Origin of the sequence: Pseudomonas sp. NPDC087626 (assembly GCF_044743405.1) — a bacterium.
Lineage (GTDB): Bacteria > Pseudomonadota > Gammaproteobacteria > Pseudomonadales > Pseudomonadaceae > Aquipseudomonas.
The window spans coordinates 11,601-28,624 of the sequence record NZ_JBIUWJ010000051.1; the positions used below are offsets into that span (position 1 = coordinate 11,601).

The window sequence follows — 17,024 nt, forward strand, 5'->3', positions numbered from 1 at the left end:
AAGCAAAGCAAAGCAAAGCAAAGCAAAGCAAAGCAAAGCAAAGCAAAGCAAAGCAAAGCAAAGCAAAGCAAAGCAAAGCAAAGCAAAGCAAAGCAAAGCAAACGCCAATGCCAATGCCAATGCCAATGCCAATGCCAACGGTGTGGCGCGGATCGCCATCGCGAGCAAGGGGGATTTGTACGCAGGGCAAACAGGCCGGCCGGTAGGCCGCCTCGTTCGCTCTTACCACTCAGGCCGACTGTCAGGTCGCCGTGCTCTTGCTTTTGATCTTGATCCACCTGCCCCTTCGGCAGGCTGAGCGAAGGTGTCCATCAGGGGGGGAGGCGCGTAGCGCCGTGCGGCGAAGCCGCACACATCGAGAGGAGGTGCAGCGAAGCAAACTGTAGGCGATGCCCCCTGATGGGCACCGTAGCGAAGGCACCCCGAGCCTTAGCGAGGGGCCGAACGCTGGGGCAAGACTTTTTGGGTACTTTTGTGTCGTTTGACAAAAGTGCCTCGCCGTAAGGGCGAAACCCTAAGCCGCCGTTACCGCAGCAACGGATATGCCCCCAAACCCCCAAACCCCAAGCAGCAAACCCCACACAGCAAAAAGGCGCCTCCCGGCGCCTTCTGCTCTAACACAACCAACCGTCAGGCCATTTCCGCCGTGGTCTCGAAATCGAAGGTCAGCTCGCCGTCCTTGATATCGATATGCACCACGCCACCATGATCGGCCAACTCGCCAAACAGGATCTCCTCCGCCAGCGGACGCTTGATCTTGTCCTGGATCAAACGGGCCATTGGACGAGCGCCCATTGCCGAATCGTAGCCACCCGCCGCCAGCCAGCTGCGTGCGGCATCGGTCACTTCCAGCTGCACGCGCTTGTCTTCCAACTGCGCTTGAAGCTCGGTAAGGAACTTGTCCACCACACTTTTGATGACCTCATGACTGAGGCGACCAAACTGGATAATGGTGTCCAGACGGTTACGGAACTCCGGCGTGAAGCTCTTCTTGATCACTTCCATCGCATCGGACGAGTGGTCCTGATGGGTGAAGCCGATCGACGCACGGGCCGCGGTTTCGGCGCCGGCGTTGGTCGTCATGATCACGATCACGTTGCGGAAGTCCGCCTTGCGCCCGTTGTTATCGGTGAGCGTACCGTGGTCCATGACCTGCAGCAGCAGGTTGAAGACTTCCGGATGCGCCTTCTCGATCTCATCGAGCAACAACACGCAATGCGGCTGCTTGGTGATGGCTTCGGTCAACAGACCGCCCTGGTCGAACCCGACGTAACCCGGCGGCGCACCGATCAGACGCGATACGGTGTGACGCTCCATGTACTCGGACATGTCGAACCGCACCAGCTCGATCCCCAGCGCCTTCGCCAGTTGGCGAGCCGCCTCGGTCTTGCCGACACCGGTCGGACCGGCGAACAGGAATGAGCCCACTGGCTTGTCCGGCGACTTGAGACCGGCACGGGACAGTTTGATCGCAGTCGACAGCGAGTCGATCGCGGCATCCTGGCCAAATACCGTCAGCTTGAGGTCACGCTCAAGGTTGCGCAGCAGCTCCTTGTCGGAACTGGTGACATGCTTAGGCGGAATCCGCGCGATTTTCGCCACGATGTCCTCGACCTGAGGCACCTCGATGCGTTTCACGCGTTTCTCGACCGGTTGCAGACGCTGGTAGGCGCCCGCCTCGTCGATCACGTCGATGGCCTTGTCCGGCATGTGCCGGTCGTTGATGTAGCGCGAGGCCAGTTCGGCAGCGGCGCGCAAGGCCTCATCACTGTATTCGATGTTGTGGTGCGCCTCGAAACGACCCTTGAGGCCGCGCAGGATGCCAATGGTGTCTTCCACCGAAGGCTCCGACACATCGACCTTCTGGAAACGTCGTGCCAGGGCGCGGTCTTTTTCGAAGATCCCGCGAAATTCCTGGAACGTGGTCGAACCGATGCAGCGGATATCACCCGACGACAGCAGCGGCTTGAGCAGGTTCGAAGCGTCCATGACGCCACCAGAGGCGGCACCCGCACCAATAATGGTGTGGATTTCGTCGATGAACAGAATGGCCTGCGGACGTTTTTTCAGCTCATTGAGCAGCGCCTTGAAGCGCTTCTCGAAATCGCCACGGTACTTGGTACCTGCCAGCAGCGCACCGAGATCCAGGGAGTAGACCACGGCATTGGCCAACAGATCAGGCACCTGGTTGTCGACAATGCGCTTGGCCAGGCCTTCGGCAATCGCGGTTTTACCCACGCCTGCCTCGCCCACCAGCAACGGGTTGTTCTTGCGCCGGCGCGCGAGAATCTGCGCCACTCGCTCAACTTCCATTTCACGCCCGACCAGCGGGTCGATACGACCCTGGCGGGCCAGTTCGTTGAGGTTGCTGGCATAAGCATCCAGCGGATTGCTTGAAGAAGAAGATTCACCACCTTCCTCGTCCTGCATATCTTGCTCACCTTCAGAGTGATCGCCATGCCCGGGCACTTTGGAAATGCCGTGGGCGATGTAGTTGACGACATCAATGCGGGCAACGCTCTGCTGTTTCAGCAGGAACACCGCCTGACTCTCTTGCTCACTGAAGATCGCGACCAGCACGTTGGCGCCGGTCACTTCACGCTTGCCCGAGCTCTGCACATGGAAGACAGCACGTTGCAGTACACGCTGGAAGCCCAGGGTTGGCTGGGTTTCACGATCCTCGTCATGGACGGGAATCAAAGGCGTGGTGGAGTCGATGAACTCCTGCAGGTCGTGCTTGAGTTTGTCGAGGTTTGCGCCGCAGGCACGCAAAACGGTGGCGGCTGCCTCATTATCCAATAGTGCCAACAGGAGGTGTTCGACGGTCATGAACTCATGACGTTTCGAACGCGCCTCCTTGAAGGCGAGATTGAGGGTGACTTCGAGCTCGCGGTTTAACATAGCTTCACCTCATACCCAAGTGGTCGGCGTTAACCGTCCTTCTCGATTTCACAGAGTAGCGGATGCTGGCTTTCCCTGGCGTACTGGTTGACCTGCATGGCCTTGGTCTCGGCGATGTCACGGGTAAACAATCCGCATACTGCCCGTCCTTCTGTGTGGACGGCCAGCATTACCTTGGTCGCCAGCTCACGATTCAGGTTAAAAAACACCTCGAGCACTTCGACGACGAAATCCATCGGTGTGTAGTCATCATTGAACAAAACCACCTTGTACATCGGCGGCGCCTGTAAAGCAGGCTTTGCCTCCTGTACAGCAATGCCTGCGGAATCGTCGTCGTGTGAATCCGGGCGATCCTGATTGAATGTTAGTCGAATCTGGCTGATTGCATGCATGGAAAGAAAGGTTCGTCTGTTGAGCTGAATACAGTGGTGGGGGCGGTCCCAGAGCTTTTCAACTCTGACTGTCCGGTCGCCTTGACTATCGGCAAATCAGTGTTACAACCAATAGAGCCCACAGTGGGTAAAAAAGGTCCGTGCCGTCAAACCCTATTTGCAGGATTTGAGCAGGATCAACTGGATGATACTCCAGTGATGGAGTCTGTTGCAGAGGGAGTTGGGTATGTCAGGCGTCAAGATCAATGGCAAGGTCAAGTGGTTCAACAATGCCAAGGGTTACGGTTTCATCAATGAAGACGGCAAAACGGACGATCTGTTCGCCCACTACTCGGCGATCCAGATGGAGGGATACAAAACCTTGAAGGCCGGCCAGGCGGTGGTCTTCGAGATCATCCAGGGCCCCAAGGGCCTGCACGCCGTGAACATCGGTGCCGCCATTGAAGCCGGCGCAATCAACACAACCCCGCAAGAACACTCCGTTACCGCCTGAGACCCTCACTGACCGCAGGCTTTGCATAAAAAAACCGGCCGACTCAATCACTTGAGCCGGCCGGTTTTTGTTTAATGCCGCTCAGCTCACATGTGCGAGATCAGGGCATCGCCAAACGCCGAAGAAGACAGCAGCTTGGCGCCTTCCATCAGGCGTTCGAAGTCATAGGTCACGGTCTTGGCCGAGATAGCGCCATTGGTGCCCTTGATGATCAGGTCGGCCGCTTCGGTCCAGCCCATGTGGCGCAGCATCATTTCCGCGGACAGGATCAGCGAGCCCGGGTTGACCTGGTCCTTGCCGGCGTACTTCGGCGCAGTGCCGTGGGTGGCTTCGAACATGGCCACGGTGTCGGACAGGTTGGCACCTGGCGCGATACCGATACCGCCGACTTCAGCCGCCAGGGCGTCGGACAGGTAGTCGCCGTTCAGGTTCAGGGTCGCGATCACGTCGTATTCCGCCGGGCGCAGCAGGATCTGCTGGAGCATGGCATCGGCGATAGCATCCTTGACGATGACGTTCTTGCCGGTTTTCGGGTTCTTGAACTGCATCCACGGACCGCCGTCGAGCAGGGTCGCGCCGAACTCTTCGGCCGCCACTTCGTAGGCCCATTCCTTGAAGGCACCTTCGGTGAACTTCATGATGTTGCCTTTGTGGACGATGGTCAGCGAGTCGCGATCATTGTCGACCACATATTGCAGGGCTTTGCGCGCCAGACGCTTGGTGCCTTCCAGGGAAACCGGCTTGACGCCGATGCCGCAGTTTTCGTCGAAACGGATCTTGGTGACACCCATTTCCTCTTTCAGGAACTTGATGACCTTGGTCGCTTCCGGCGAGCCGGCTTTCCACTCGATACCGGCATAGATGTCTTCCGAGTTCTCACGGAAGATGGTCATGTCGACGTCGCCTGGCTTCTTCACCGGGCTTGGTACACCTTCGAACCAGCGCACCGGGCGCAGGCAGACGTAAAGGTCGAGTTGCTGACGCAGGGCCACGTTCAACGAACGGATACCGCCACCGACCGGGGTGGTCAGCGGGCCCTTGATGGAAACCACGTAATCCTTGACTGCGTCCAGGGTTTCCTGAGGCAGCCAGGTGTCCTGATCGTAAACCTGAGTCGCTTTTTCCCCGGCATACACTTCCATCCAGGAAATCTTGCGTTCGCCGCCGTAAGCCTTCTTAACAGCAGCATCGACAACCTTGATCATGACCGGGCTGATATCAACACCAATACCATCACCTTCAATGAAAGGGATGATCGGGTTGTTAGGAACATTGAGAGAATGGTCTGCATTGACGGTGATTTTGTCGCCGACTGCTGGAACCTGAATCTTCTTGTATCCCATGCTGAACTCCGTTGTGTGGATTGAACATCTGGCTGCGTTCGAGCGTACCCCAGTTGAATCTGCACGGGAACCTCATGTTCCACTCATCTGCCGCCAAGCTAACCAGTTCGCGGCCTACAAGCCTGAAAGCAAAGGGGAAACTGCCAAACTCAAGCACATGGAGCGACTCTACGCCGCAGCACCGGGTGCGACCTTTAGACCAATGGACGAGACCGGAGGTGTATGAACCATCGGCGTTTTGCCAGCTACCTATGTATAATGCCGCCGCTGACCACAGAGTCACGACGGCCGAGCCCTCTACTACAAGAGTTTCGGCCCGAAAAGCCGGGTTGTTACCGCAACCCGAGCGCTTGACGCTCGACTGATGCACCCAACATCACCGCGACGAAATCTCGACATTCGGCTCATGGATGACTTTGAACGAACGCGCTTACCCGGCGCCCCTCGAATTTCCGCGCACGCTTTTAGCAAAGAAGAGAGTTAATCCGAATATGCCCACCCGCTCGAAGATCATCTACACCTTCACCGACGAAGCTCCCGCCCTCGCCACCTATTCCCTGCTCCCGATCGTAGAAGCCTTTACTGCTTCCGCCGATATTGCCGTGGAAACCCGCGATATCTCCCTTGCAGGGCGCATCCTGGCAAGCTTCCCCGAGCAACTGGGTGACAAAGCCGTAGCCGACCACCTCGCCGAACTGGGCGCCCTGGCCGTTACGCCTGAAGCCAACATCATCAAGCTGCCGAACATCAGTGCTTCGGTACCGCAACTGCAGGCCGCGATCAAAGAGTTGCAAGCCCAGGGCTATGCACTGCCGGACTACCCGGAAACCGTGACCAGCGATGCCGACAAAGACGCCAAGGCTCGTTACGACAAGATCAAGGGCAGCGCGGTAAACCCGGTTCTGCGTGAAGGCAACTCCGACCGTCGCGCACCGCTGTCGGTCAAGAACTACGCACGCAAGCACCCGCACAAAATGGGCGCATGGGCCAAGGACTCCAAGTCCCACATTGCGCACATGAGCACCGGCGATTTCTACGGCAGCGAAAAGGCCGCCCTGATCGACGCCGCTGACGCCGTGAAAATCGAACTGATCGCCCAGGACGGCACCGCCACCGTCCTGAAGGCCAAGACCACCGTGCAAGCCGGTGAGATCCTCGATTGCGCAGTCATGAGCAAAAACGCCCTGCGCAGCTTCATCGCCGCCGAGATCGAAGACGCCAAGTCCAAGGGTGTACTGCTGTCGGTCCACCTCAAAGCCACCATGATGAAGGTCTCCGACCCGATCATGTTCGGCCAGATCGTTGCCGAGTTCTATAAAGACGCCCTGGCCAAGCACGCAGACGTGCTGGCCCAGATCGGCTTCAACCTGAACAACGGTATCGGCGACCTGTACGCTCGCATCAAGGCCCTGCCGGCCGACCAGCAAGCGCAGATCGAAGCTGACATCCAGGCGGTCTACGCCGCTCGCCCTTCCCTGGCGATGGTCAACTCCGACAAAGGCATCACCAACCTGCACGTGCCAAGCGACGTGATCGTCGACGCATCGATGCCGGCCATGATCCGTGACTCCGGCAAAATGTGGGGCACCGACGGCCAACTGCACGACACCAAGGCCGTGATCCCGGATCGCTGCTACGCCACCATCTACCAGGCCGTGATCGAAGACTGCAAGGTCAATGGCGCCTTCGACCCAACCACCATGGGCAGCGTGCCAAACGTTGGCCTGATGGCGAAAAAAGCCGAAGAATACGGTTCCCACGACAAGACCTTCCAAATCAAGGCTGACGGTGTGGTTCGTGTTTCCGACAGCGCTGGCCGCACCCTGCTGGAGCAACCGGTTGAGGCCGGCGACATCTTCCGCATGTGCCAGACCAAGGACGCGCCGATCCAGGATTGGGTCAAACTGGCCGTCAACCGCGCTCGCGCCAGCGCCACCCCAGCGATTTTCTGGCTGGACCCAATGCGCGCCCACGATGGCGTGGTGATCGAGAAGGTCCAGGCTTACCTGAAGGACCACGACACCGCCGGCCTGGATATCCAGATCATGGCACCGGTCGACGCCATGAAGTTCACCCTGCAGCGCACCCGCGAAGGCAAGGACACCATCTCGGTGACCGGCAACGTGTTGCGCGACTACCTGACTGACCTGTTCCCGATCATGGAACTGGGCACCAGCGCCAAGATGCTGTCGATCGTACCGCTGATGAACGGTGGCGGCCTGTTCGAAACCGGCGCTGGCGGTTCGGCACCCAAGCACGTGCAACAACTGCTGGAAGAAAACTTCCTGCGTTGGGATTCGCTGGGCGAGTTCCTGGCCCTGGCCGCCTCCCTGGAACACCTGGGCGTGACCTACAACAACCCTAAAGCGTTGGTGTTGGCCAAGACCCTGGACCAGGCTACTGGCCAGTTCCTCGACAACAACAAGTCGCCATCGCGCAAAGTCGGCAACATCGACAACCGCGGCAGCCACTTCTACCTGGCGCTGTACTGGGCACAAGCCCTGGCCGCCCAGAGCGAAGACACTGCACTGCAGGCGCAGTTCAGCCAACTGGCCAGCACCCTGACCGAGAACGAGGCAACCATCGTTGCCGAGCTCAACGCCGTCCAGGGCAAGCCAGTGGACATCGGCGGTTACTACCACGCCAATGCCGAGCTGATCAGCCAGGCCATGCGCCCGAGCAACACCTTCAACGCGGCGATTGCTGCGCTGGTGTAAGGTTGTAAGGGAACACCACAAACCCCGGCCATGTGCCGGGGTTTGTGTTTATGACTTTTATTGATCGACACAGGCCCCTGTGGGAGCTGGCTTGCCAGCGATGGCGGCTTATCATTCAACATTGATGATGACTGCCCCGTTGCTATCGCTGGCAAGCCAGCTCCCACAGGGTTTCATTGCTCACGACCGAGGACACTTCATGGACTGGAAACCCCACATCACCGTTGCCACCATCGTCGAGGACAACGGCCGCTTTCTGATGGTTGAAGAGCACAAGGCTGGTCGCAACGTACTCAACCAGCCCGCCGGCCATCTGGATCCGGATGAGACCTTGACCGAAGCCGCCGTGCGCGAAACCCTCGAAGAGACCGGCTGGGACGTTGAACCGACCGGCGTGGTCGGCATTTACCTGTACACCGCCCCCAGCAACGGCGTGACTTACCAACGGGTCTGCTTCATCGCCAAAGCGATCAAACACCACCCCGATTACCCACTGGACGACGGTATCGTCGGCGCCAAGTGGCTGACCCGGGACGAGTTGCTGGCCCAGCGCGACAACTGGCGCAGCGAGCTGATCATCCGTTGCATCGACGATTATCTGCAGGGAAATTGCTTCAGTCTCGAACTGATCCGTCCTTCTCTTTAGCCTTGCGGGCGCCAGCCTGTTAGAATCGCGTCCTTTTTCAAGACACTCATTAAATTCCCATGCGTGATCCAGCCCCTTCTGACACCCAATCGAAGCGCGTCATTGTCGGCATGTCCGGCGGCGTGGACTCTTCCGTTTCCGCCCTACTGCTGATCGAGCAGGGTTACCAGGTGGAAGGCCTGTTCATGAAGAACTGGGAAGAGGACGACGGTACGGACTACTGCACCGCCATGGATGACCTGGCCGACGCCCAGGCCGTGTGCGACAAGATCGGCATCAAGCTGCACACCGCCAACTTCGCCGCCGAGTACTGGGACAACGTGTTCGAGCACTTCCTGGCCGAATACAAGGCCGGACGTACGCCAAACCCGGACATCCTGTGCAACCGTGAAATCAAGTTCAAGGCGTTCCTCGACTACGCCATGATGCTCGGCGCCGACCTGATCGCCACCGGTCACTACGTGCGCCGCCGCGACATTGATGGCCGCACCGAACTGCTCAAGGGCCTGGACCCGAACAAGGACCAGAGCTATTTCCTGCACGCAGTCGGCGGTGAACAGATCGCCAAGACCCTGTTTCCGGTCGGCGAACTGGAAAAGCCGGAAGTCCGCGCGATTGCCGAGAAACACGACCTGGCCACGGCCAAGAAGAAAGACTCGACCGGCATCTGCTTTATCGGTGAGCGTCGTTTCAGCGACTTCCTCAAGCAATACCTGCCGGCCCAGCCAGGCGAAATCAAGACCACCGAAGGTGAAGTGATCGGTCGCCACCATGGCCTGATGTACCACACCATCGGCCAACGCCAGGGCCTGGGCATCGGCGGCTTGAAAGACGCCGGCGACGAGCCCTGGTACGTGCTGGTCAAGGACCTGGAGCACAACGAGCTGATCGTGGGCCAGGGCAACAACCACCCATGGCTGTTCTCCGGCGCCCTGCTCGCCTCCGAGATCTACTGGGTCAACCCGGTCGACCTGAGCCAGCCGCGCCGCCTGACCGCCAAGGTCCGCTATCGCCAGGGCGACCAGCTCTGCACCCTGGAACAAACGGCGACCGGCTATCGCGCCACCTTCGATGAACCGCAACGCGCGGTCACGCCCGGCCAGTCCGTGGTGTTCTACGACGGTGAGATCTGCCTCGGTGGCGGTGTCATCGAAGTCGCAGAGCCCTGGAGCAGCAAGGCATGAGCCCCACTCAGGAGCAATTGACCGCGCTGGGCGGTGTCTTCCTGGCCGCTGTGCTGGTGGACAAGATCGCCAAGACCGGCCAGGTCAGCGAAGCCGGCCTGACCTGCATGCTCGGCAGCCTGCTGATCCGCGACCCCAAGGACACCCTGGAAGTCTACGGCGGCGACGACCTCAACCTGCGCGAAGGCTATCGCGCGTTGATTGGCGCCCTGGAGCGCGACCCCAGCACCCTGCAGCGCGAACCACTGCGCTACGCCCTGTCGATGCTCGGTCTTGAGCGGCAACTGGCCAAGCGCGAGGACATGCTCGCGGAAATCGGCAAGCGCCTGCCCCAGATCCAGTCCCAGGTTGAACACTTCGGCCCGGCGCACGAGAACGTGATTGCCGGCTGTGGCGCCCTGTACCAGGACACCCTGAGCACCTTGCGCCAGCGCATCCAGGTACACGGCGACATGCGCAACCTGCAGCAACCCAGCAATGCCTCGAAAATCCGCGCCCTGCTGCTGGCCGGCATCCGCTCGGCACGCCTGTGGCGGCAACTGGGTGGGCACCGCTGGCAGTTGGTGATCAGCCGTCGCAAATTGCTCAAAGAACTTTACCCATTGATGCGCAACGAATAAGTCGCATCAAGGGTCATGTACACCGTGTTAGGCGTAATACGCTGGTCAGTTGGCAACGGACCGGCGGATTTTTTCATGTATGATACGCGCCCCATTTCGTTGCCCGACTGTCCGAGAACACCCCATGCAGCTCTCTTCGCTCACTGCGGTTTCCCCTGTTGACGGCCGCTACGCCGGCAAAACCCAGGCCCTGCGGCCAATTTTCAGCGAATACGGCCTGATCCGTGCTCGCGTCCTGGTGGAAGTGCGCTGGCTTCAACGCCTGGCCGCCCACGCTGCCATCCCTGAAGTGCCAGCCTTCTCCGCGCAAGCCAACGCCGTTCTCAACGAACTGGCCGAGAACTTCTCGCTGGAGCACGCCGAGCGCGTCAAAGAGATCGAGCGCACCACCAACCACGACGTCAAGGCCATCGAATACTTGCTCAAAGAGCAAGCGGCCAAGCTGCCGGAACTGGCCAACGTCAGTGAGTTCATCCACTTTGCCTGCACCAGCGAGGACATCAACAACCTGTCCCACGCGCTGATGCTGCGCGAAGGCCGTGATGACGTGATGCTGCCGCTGATGCGTCAGACCGCCGAAGCCATCCGTGAACTGGCGATCCGCTTCGCCGACGTGCCGATGCTGTCGCGCACCCACGGGCAACCGGCTTCGCCGACCACCCTGGGCAAAGAGCTGGCGAACGTGGTGTACCGCCTGGAGCGCCAGATCGCCCAGGTCGCTGCCGTGCCACTGCTGGGCAAGATCAACGGCGCCGTAGGCAACTACAACGCCCACCTGTCGGCCTACCCGCAGATCGACTGGGAAGCCAACGCCCGCGCCTTCATCGAAGACGAACTGGGCCTGGGTTTCAACCCCTACACCACGCAGATCGAGCCGCACGACTACATCGCCGAGCTGTTCGACGCGATCGCGCGTTTCAACACCATCCTGATCGACTTCGACCGTGACATCTGGGGCTACATCTCCCTGGGTTATTTCAAACAGCGCACCATCGCTGGTGAAATCGGTTCCTCGACCATGCCGCACAAGGTCAACCCGATCGACTTCGAAAACTCCGAAGGCAACCTGGGTATCGCCAACGCACTGTTCCAGCACCTGGCGAGCAAACTGCCGATTTCCCGCTGGCAGCGCGACCTGACCGACTCCACCGTACTGCGTAACCTCGGCGTGGGTTTTGCCCACAGCGTGATCGCGTACGAAGCCAGCCTCAAAGGCATCAGCAAGCTGGAGCTCAACGCGCAGAAAATCGCCGCTGACCTGGACGCCTGCTGGGAAGTGCTGGCCGAGCCGATCCAGACCGTGATGCGCCGCTACAACATCGAAAACCCGTACGAAAAGCTCAAAGAATTGACCCGCGGCAAGGGCATCAGCCCTGAAGCGCTGCAGACTTTCATCGATGCACTGGACATGCCTGCCGAGGCAAAGGCCGAGCTGAAACTGCTCACCCCGGCCAACTACATCGGTAACGCAGTCGAGCAAGCTCGACGCATCTGATCGACCGCTTGACCCGTTTGAGACGCCCGGCAGCGCCGGGCGTTTTTATTCCCGTCTGAAAAGTGCTTTTTTTCAATAGGTTACACATGAATCCTGATATTCCTCTGCAACTTCTGGGCGGCATCACTGCACGCGAGTTCCTGCGCGACTACTGGCAGAAAAAACCGCTGCTGATCCGCCAGGCAATCCCTGACTTCGAAAGCCCGATCGACGCCGACGAACTGGCCGGCCTGGCCCTGGAAGAAGAAGTCGAATCACGCCTGGTCATCGAGCACGGCGAGCGCCCTTGGGAATTGCGTCGCGGCCCGTTCGCCGAAGACGAATTCAGCAAGCTGCCGGAGCGTGACTGGACCCTGCTGGTGCAGGCTGTCGACCAGTTCGTGCCGGAAGTCAGCGAACTGCTGGAAAACTTCCGCTTCCTGCCGAGCTGGCGCATCGACGACGTGATGATCAGCTTCGCCGCCCCAGGTGGCAGTGTTGGCCCGCACTTCGACAATTACGATGTGTTCCTGCTGCAAGGCCATGGCCAGCGCAACTGGAAAATCGGCCAGATGTGCGACTCCGAGAGCCCGCTGCTGCAACACGCCGACCTGCGCATCCTGGCCGACTTCGAAGCCACCGACGAGTGGGTCCTGGAGCCGGGCGACATGCTTTACCTGCCGCCACGCCTGGCCCACTGCGGCGTCGCCGTGGATGACTGCCTGACCTACTCGGTAGGTTTCCGCGCACCGAGCGCCGCTGAAGTGCTGACCCACTTCACTGACTTCCTCAGCCAGTTCCTGCCGGACGAAGAACGCTACACCGACGCCGACGCACAACCGGCTGCCGACCCGCACCAGATCCAGCACGACGCACTCGACCGCTTGAAAGGCCTGCTGGCCGAGCACATGAGCGACGAGCGCCTGCTGTTGACCTGGTTCGGCCAGTTCATGACCGAGCCGCGCTACCCTGAGTTGGTTGCAGGGCCGGAAGACGTGACCGAGGACGACTTCCTTGGCGCCCTGGAACAAGGCGCGGTGCTGATTCGCAACCCGAGCGCGCGCCTGGCCTGGTCCGAAGTCGACGACGACCTGCTGCTGTTTGCCAGCGGCCAAAGCCGTTACCTGCCGGGTAAACTGCGCGAACTGCTGAAAATGATTTGCGCCGCCGACGCGCTGCATGTCGACAACCTCGGCCAATGGCTGAGCGACGAAGACGGCCGCGGCCTGCTGTGCGAACTGGTCAAGCAAGGTAGCCTGGGGTTTGCCGATGAATAAGATTCGCGTACGTGTCGCAGACTGGCAAAAGGATAACGCCGAGATCCGGCGCATTCGTGAAGCGGTATTCATCGCCGAGCAATCGGTTCCACCCGAGCTGGAATGGGATGCCGACGACGCAAGCGCCGTGCACTTCCTCGCATTTGAAGGCGACTTTCCAATTGGTACTGCCCGCCTGCTGTCCGACGGCCACATCGGCCGGGTCTCGGTGCTCAAGGACTGGCGCGGCCTGAAAGTCGGCGACGCCTTGATGCAAGCGGTGATCGGCGAAGCCGAGGAGCGCGGGCTCAAGCAGCAGATGCTCAGCGCCCAGGTGCAGGCCACAGCGTTCTATGAGCGCCTGGGCTTCAAGATTGTCAGTGAAGAGTTCCTCGAAGCCGGGATTCCTCATGTCGACATGGTGCGTGACTCGGCTTGAAACCGGGTTGCGGCCATCGCGGGCAAGCCCGCTCCCACAGGGCTTGCCCATGACCTTGTGGGAGCGGGCCGGGCGGCGCTCCGCTTGCCCGCGATAGCACTATCAGAACCACCCAGAACGCCCCGCCATCCAACGATGCCGGGGCGTTTTGCTGTCTACGATTCAACTTGCTCCACCGCAGGCCGACAAACTGGCACTATCAAGACACTTGAATGCGGAGATAACGGATATGTCCCTACGCGCCCTGCTCACCACTCTGCTGCTCGGCTGCAGCTTTGCGGCCATGGCGGCGACCGAAGTGGTGCCGCTCAACCACCGCACCAGCGCCGACCTGCTCCCCGTGGCACAGAATTTCATCGGCAAGGACGGCACCGTCAGCGCCTATGGCAATCAACTGATTGTCAACGCAGATCCCGCCAGGATCGACGAACTTAAGGCGCTGCTTAGCCAGCTCGACACCGCGCCAAAACGCCTGCTGATCACCGTCGACACCAACCAGAACAACCAGCAGGACAGCAGCGACCAGCAAACGCAGATAATCAGCTACAGCACCGCCAGTCGCGAAGGCGGCATCCAGCAGATCCAGGCCAGCGAAGGCGTGCCGGCACTGATCCAGACCGGCCAGAGCGTCCCGCTCACCAGCACCGGGACCGACACTTACGGCCGCCTGCAAAGCCAGACCGAATACCGCAATGTCACCCAGGGTTTTTACGTGACCGCCAGCGTCACCGGCGAAACCGTGCACCTGGCCATCAGCACCAACCGTGACCGCATGAGCCAGGAACGTCCCGATGTAGTGAATGTGCAAAGCACCGACACAAGTGTCAGCGGCCGCCTGGGCCAATGGATCACCCTGGCCGGGATCAACCGCCAGACCCAGGCCGATAAACAGGGCATGACCCATACCTATGGGACCCAAGGCCGGGATGACCTGAGCTTGCGGGTGAAAGTCGATACCTTGGACTAACTCACCGAAAACTGACTGATTAGTCGTATTAGACCAAAGATGTAGTGCTTGAAAAAAAGCACTACAAAACGTTTGACGAGGCAAAAAAGCAAAGGCATGATGGCCTCGCTCCCGCTAATCAGAGGCCCTGGCAAGGGCCTTCGAAGCGTTGCTTGCAACCACCCTGCGAGCCGTTTCGTGTCTGTACCGCCCACAAGGTGTGTTTGACGAGGTTGCCGACTGGAACGAAGTTGTCCCGAGGGACGGAAGCGTAAATAGGTAACCCGGCACACCACTGATGTTCGCACCAGGCCCACGACGCCCGAATGCGCCCGACAGCTCGCCCTTACCTGCTCAGCCTCCATCCTCGAGCCCATCGTTCATCCCGTCGCCACCCCCGCCAAACCCGCCTTGACCGGCCAAGCTTCTGGTCAGCGAGCAGCCTGTTACGCCTTTTGACACGCGTACCCGGCAAACGGAATTTTCCACCAAGACCTATGCGACGAGGTTTATCTCCATGGCACTGACACGCGAACAGCAAATTGCAGCCCTCGAAAAAGACTGGGCTGAAAACCCACGCTGGAAAGGCGTGACACGCGCTTACTCCGCTGCTGACGTCGTCCGCCTGCGCGGCTCGGTTCAACCTGAGCACACCTTTGCAAAACTGGGCGCCGAGAAGCTGTGGAACCTGGTGACCCAGGGCGCCAAGCCGTCCTTCCGCCCTGAGAAAGATTTCGTCAACTGCATGGGCGCCCTGACCGGCGGCCAGGCTGTACAACAAGTCAAAGCCGGTATCCAGGCAATCTACCTGTCTGGCTGGCAAGTGGCTGCGGACAACAACTCCGCCGAATCGATGTACCCAGACCAGTCGCTGTACCCGGTTGACTCGGTACCGACCGTGGTCAAGCGCATCAACAACTCGTTCCGTCGCGCTGACCAGATCCAGTGGAAAGCCGGCAAAGGCCCGGGCGACGAAGGCTACATCGACTACTTCGCACCCATCGTGGCTGACGCTGAAGCCGGTTTCGGCGGCGTCCTGAACGCCTACGAGCTGATGAAGAGCATGATCGAGGCAGGCGCTGCCGGCGTCCACTTCGAAGACCAACTGGCCTCCGTCAAAAAATGCGGGCACATGGGCGGCAAGGTACTGGTTCCTACCCAGGAAGCTGTACAGAAGCTGACCGCTGCTCGTCTGGCAGCTGACGTCGCCGGTACTCCGACCATCATCCTGGCCCGTACTGACGCTAACGCCGCTGACCTGCTGACTTCCGACTGCGACCCGTACGACCAGCCATTCGTGACTGGCGAACGCACCCAGGAAGGCTTCTACAAAGTGCGCGCCGGCCTGGACCAGGCCATCGCTCGCGGCCTGGCTTACGCTCCGTACGCCGACCTGATCTGGTGCGAAACCGCCAAGCCGGACCTGGACGAAGCTCGTCGCTTCGCTGAAGCGATCAAGAAGGAATACCCGGACCAACTGCTGTCGTACAACTGCTCGCCTTCCTTCAACTGGAAGAAGAACCTGGACGACGCGACCATCGCCAAGTTCCAGCGCGAACTGTCCGCCATGGGCTACAAGCACCAGTTCATCACCCTGGCTGGCATTCACAACATGTGGCACAGCATGTTCAACCTGGCGCACGACTACGCCCGCAACGACATGACTGCCTACGTGAAGCTGCAAGAGCAGGAATTCGCTGACGCTGCCAAAGGCTACACCTTCGTGGCGCACCAGCAGGAAGTGGGCACTGGCTACTTCGACGACATGACCACCGTGATCCAGGGCGGCTCGTCTTCGGTGACCGCACTGACCGGCTCCACCGAAGAAGAGCAGTTCCACTGATCGACTTCGCCTTGAGCACACGGACATCGCAGACCTGGTAGAAAGCTAACTGCAATGCCGAAAATCTGACGCCCCGACTGGTTCGGGGCGTTTTTTTTGCGTGGGATCCCACGAACACCGTGTGCGCCCCTCCCACAGGACGCATGAAGCAAAACATTGATCCAGAGCGGTGTCGGCAATGGTCAAAACGGTTAAAACCTGCCCCCGGGCAACTTGCTGTAGCAGGCAAGTAACCGTAACTTTGCGCTTACCCGGCTGTGGAATAGTTTAAAAACCGCTACAAACAATATTGATTATCATTCAGCTCAAACTATATTCATTGCAACAGCCACAAAACATAATTAACAAAACCCCGGCTAATGCCCGTACCGCACGGGCTGCAGGGCCTCGCAGGTGCGCTATGTCCTTATTCCTATAAATAATTTCGCTATAGGAATTTTACTTGCACGGTGTTTAGCCATAAAATCACCGCGATTGATTGCGCTGCGACATATCGTCACTGCTTTATTTCTTTATCAAGCTCAGAGACCCTTGCTCTCTGTTAAGGATTACCAGCATGCCCGAAGCGACAGGACTCATGGCCCACAACTGGGGCTTTGCCATTTTCCTTCTGGGTGTCGGCGGCCTTTGTGCCTTCATGCTCGGCGTCTCCAGCCTCCTCGGGTCAAAAGCCTGGGGCAGCAGCAATAACGAACCGTTCGAGTCCGGCATGCTACCTACAGGTGGCGCCCGCTTGCGGCTCTCAGCCAAATTCTATCTGGTCGCGATGT

At 59.5% G+C, this 17,024-nt stretch carries 15 protein-coding genes; 12 read left to right on the plus strand and 3 right to left on the minus strand.

The window, feature by feature from the left end:
- Nucleotides 1-298 (plus strand): hypothetical protein (locus ACIOVD_RS26870; protein ID WP_401131173.1); only part of this gene is annotated, 298 nt, incomplete at its 5' end.
- 332 nt (nt 299-630) lie between these two features.
- Here ACIOVD_RS26870 and clpA read toward each other — a convergent pair.
- Both clpA and clpS read right to left on the minus strand, forming a co-directional pair.
- Nucleotides 631-2,901, minus strand: a complete 2,271-nt coding sequence (clpA, locus tag ACIOVD_RS26875) for an ATP-dependent Clp protease ATP-binding subunit ClpA (protein WP_095165219.1) — start codon at nt 2,899-2,901, stop codon at nt 631-633.
- Between the two features lie 29 nt (nt 2,902-2,930).
- A complete protein-coding gene (gene clpS, locus ACIOVD_RS26880) occupies nt 2,931-3,293 on the minus strand; it encodes an ATP-dependent Clp protease adapter ClpS (protein WP_093421263.1) in 363 nt (120 codons plus the stop codon).
- Nucleotides 3,294-3,519: 226 nt separating this feature from the next.
- Between clpS and cspD the strand changes: the two genes are divergently transcribed.
- Nucleotides 3,520-3,786 carry a cold shock domain-containing protein CspD gene (cspD, locus tag ACIOVD_RS26885; protein ID WP_401131176.1) on the plus strand — a complete coding sequence of 89 codons (267 nt, stop codon included), beginning with the start codon at nt 3,520-3,522 and terminating at the stop codon, nt 3,784-3,786.
- Between the two features lie 86 nt (nt 3,787-3,872).
- Here cspD and icd read toward each other — a convergent pair whose 3' ends face one another.
- The gene (icd, locus tag ACIOVD_RS26890) at nt 3,873-5,129 is read right to left on the minus strand and encodes an NADP-dependent isocitrate dehydrogenase (RefSeq protein WP_007905029.1); all 1,257 of its coding nucleotides are present in this window, start codon (nt 5,127-5,129) and stop codon (nt 3,873-3,875) included.
- Nucleotides 5,130-5,620: 491 nt separating this feature from the next.
- Between icd and ACIOVD_RS26895 the strand changes: the two genes are divergently transcribed.
- The 10 genes from ACIOVD_RS26895 to ndhC all read left to right on the plus strand — a co-directional run.
- Nucleotides 5,621-7,846, plus strand: coding sequence for an NADP-dependent isocitrate dehydrogenase (locus tag ACIOVD_RS26895; RefSeq protein WP_401131178.1), 2,226 nt, complete (start codon nt 5,621-5,623; stop codon nt 7,844-7,846).
- Between the two features lie 199 nt (nt 7,847-8,045).
- On the plus strand, nt 8,046-8,492 hold the full coding sequence (locus ACIOVD_RS26900) for an NUDIX hydrolase (protein WP_159996938.1): 447 nt from the start codon (nt 8,046-8,048) through the stop codon (nt 8,490-8,492).
- A gap of 59 nt (nt 8,493-8,551) precedes the next feature.
- Nucleotides 8,552-9,676, plus strand: a complete 1,125-nt coding sequence (gene mnmA, locus ACIOVD_RS26905) for a tRNA 2-thiouridine(34) synthase MnmA (RefSeq protein ID WP_095165224.1) — start codon at nt 8,552-8,554, stop codon at nt 9,674-9,676.
- Nucleotides 9,673-10,296, plus strand: a complete 624-nt coding sequence (hflD, locus tag ACIOVD_RS26910; RefSeq protein WP_320332603.1) for a high frequency lysogenization protein HflD — start codon at nt 9,673-9,675, stop codon at nt 10,294-10,296. Before mnmA ends, hflD begins: the two co-directional genes overlap by 4 nt.
- Nucleotides 10,297-10,420: 124 nt before the next feature.
- Nucleotides 10,421-11,791 carry an adenylosuccinate lyase gene (purB, locus tag ACIOVD_RS26915; RefSeq protein WP_095165226.1) on the plus strand — a complete coding sequence of 457 codons (1,371 nt, stop codon included), beginning with the start codon at nt 10,421-10,423 and terminating at the stop codon, nt 11,789-11,791.
- Nucleotides 11,792-11,877: 86 nt separating this feature from the next.
- Nucleotides 11,878-13,047, plus strand: coding sequence for a cupin domain-containing protein (locus ACIOVD_RS26920; RefSeq protein WP_320332605.1), 1,170 nt, complete (start codon nt 11,878-11,880; stop codon nt 13,045-13,047).
- Nucleotides 13,040-13,465 carry a GNAT family N-acetyltransferase gene (locus ACIOVD_RS26925; RefSeq protein WP_095165229.1) on the plus strand — a complete coding sequence of 142 codons (426 nt, stop codon included), beginning with the start codon at nt 13,040-13,042 and terminating at the stop codon, nt 13,463-13,465. The genes ACIOVD_RS26920 and ACIOVD_RS26925 overlap by 8 nt, the downstream gene beginning before the upstream one ends.
- A 229-nt stretch (nt 13,466-13,694) precedes the next feature.
- Nucleotides 13,695-14,432: a secretin N-terminal domain-containing protein gene (locus ACIOVD_RS26930; RefSeq protein WP_401131182.1), complete on the plus strand. Its 738-nt coding sequence runs from the start codon at nt 13,695-13,697 to the stop codon at nt 14,430-14,432.
- Between the two features lie 496 nt (nt 14,433-14,928).
- Nucleotides 14,929-16,254: an isocitrate lyase gene (aceA, locus tag ACIOVD_RS26935; protein WP_008032724.1), complete on the plus strand. Its 1,326-nt coding sequence runs from the start codon at nt 14,929-14,931 to the stop codon at nt 16,252-16,254.
- Nucleotides 16,255-16,810: 556 nt separating this feature from the next.
- On the plus strand, nt 16,811-17,024 hold a 214-nt coding region (gene ndhC, locus ACIOVD_RS26940), incomplete at its 3' end, for an NADH-quinone oxidoreductase subunit A (RefSeq protein ID WP_401131185.1).

Bases quoted from the DNA above. Each gene is read 5' to 3' on its own strand.
- icd (WP_007905029.1), bottom strand. From the start codon at position 5,129: ATGGGATACAAGAAGATTCAGGTTCCAGCAGTCGGCGACAAAATCACC.
- ACIOVD_RS26895 (WP_401131178.1), top strand. From the start codon at position 5,621: ATGCCCACCCGCTCGAAGATCATCTACACCTTCACCGACGAAGCTCCC.
- cspD (WP_401131176.1), top strand. From the start codon at position 3,520: ATGTCAGGCGTCAAGATCAATGGCAAGGTCAAGTGGTTCAACAATGCC.
- ACIOVD_RS26900 (WP_159996938.1), top strand. From the start codon at position 8,046: ATGGACTGGAAACCCCACATCACCGTTGCCACCATCGTCGAGGACAAC.
- clpS (WP_093421263.1), bottom strand. From the start codon at position 3,293: ATGCATGCAATCAGCCAGATTCGACTAACATTCAATCAGGATCGCCCG.
- mnmA (WP_095165224.1), top strand. From the start codon at position 8,552: ATGCGTGATCCAGCCCCTTCTGACACCCAATCGAAGCGCGTCATTGTC.
- clpA (WP_095165219.1), bottom strand. From the start codon at position 2,901: ATGTTAAACCGCGAGCTCGAAGTCACCCTCAATCTCGCCTTCAAGGAG.
- purB (WP_095165226.1), top strand. From the start codon at position 10,421: ATGCAGCTCTCTTCGCTCACTGCGGTTTCCCCTGTTGACGGCCGCTAC.
- hflD (WP_320332603.1), top strand. From the start codon at position 9,673: ATGAGCCCCACTCAGGAGCAATTGACCGCGCTGGGCGGTGTCTTCCTG.
- ACIOVD_RS26925 (WP_095165229.1), top strand. From the start codon at position 13,040: ATGAATAAGATTCGCGTACGTGTCGCAGACTGGCAAAAGGATAACGCC.
- ACIOVD_RS26930 (WP_401131182.1), top strand. From the start codon at position 13,695: ATGTCCCTACGCGCCCTGCTCACCACTCTGCTGCTCGGCTGCAGCTTT.
- aceA (WP_008032724.1), top strand. From the start codon at position 14,929: ATGGCACTGACACGCGAACAGCAAATTGCAGCCCTCGAAAAAGACTGG.
- ACIOVD_RS26920 (WP_320332605.1), top strand. From the start codon at position 11,878: ATGAATCCTGATATTCCTCTGCAACTTCTGGGCGGCATCACTGCACGC.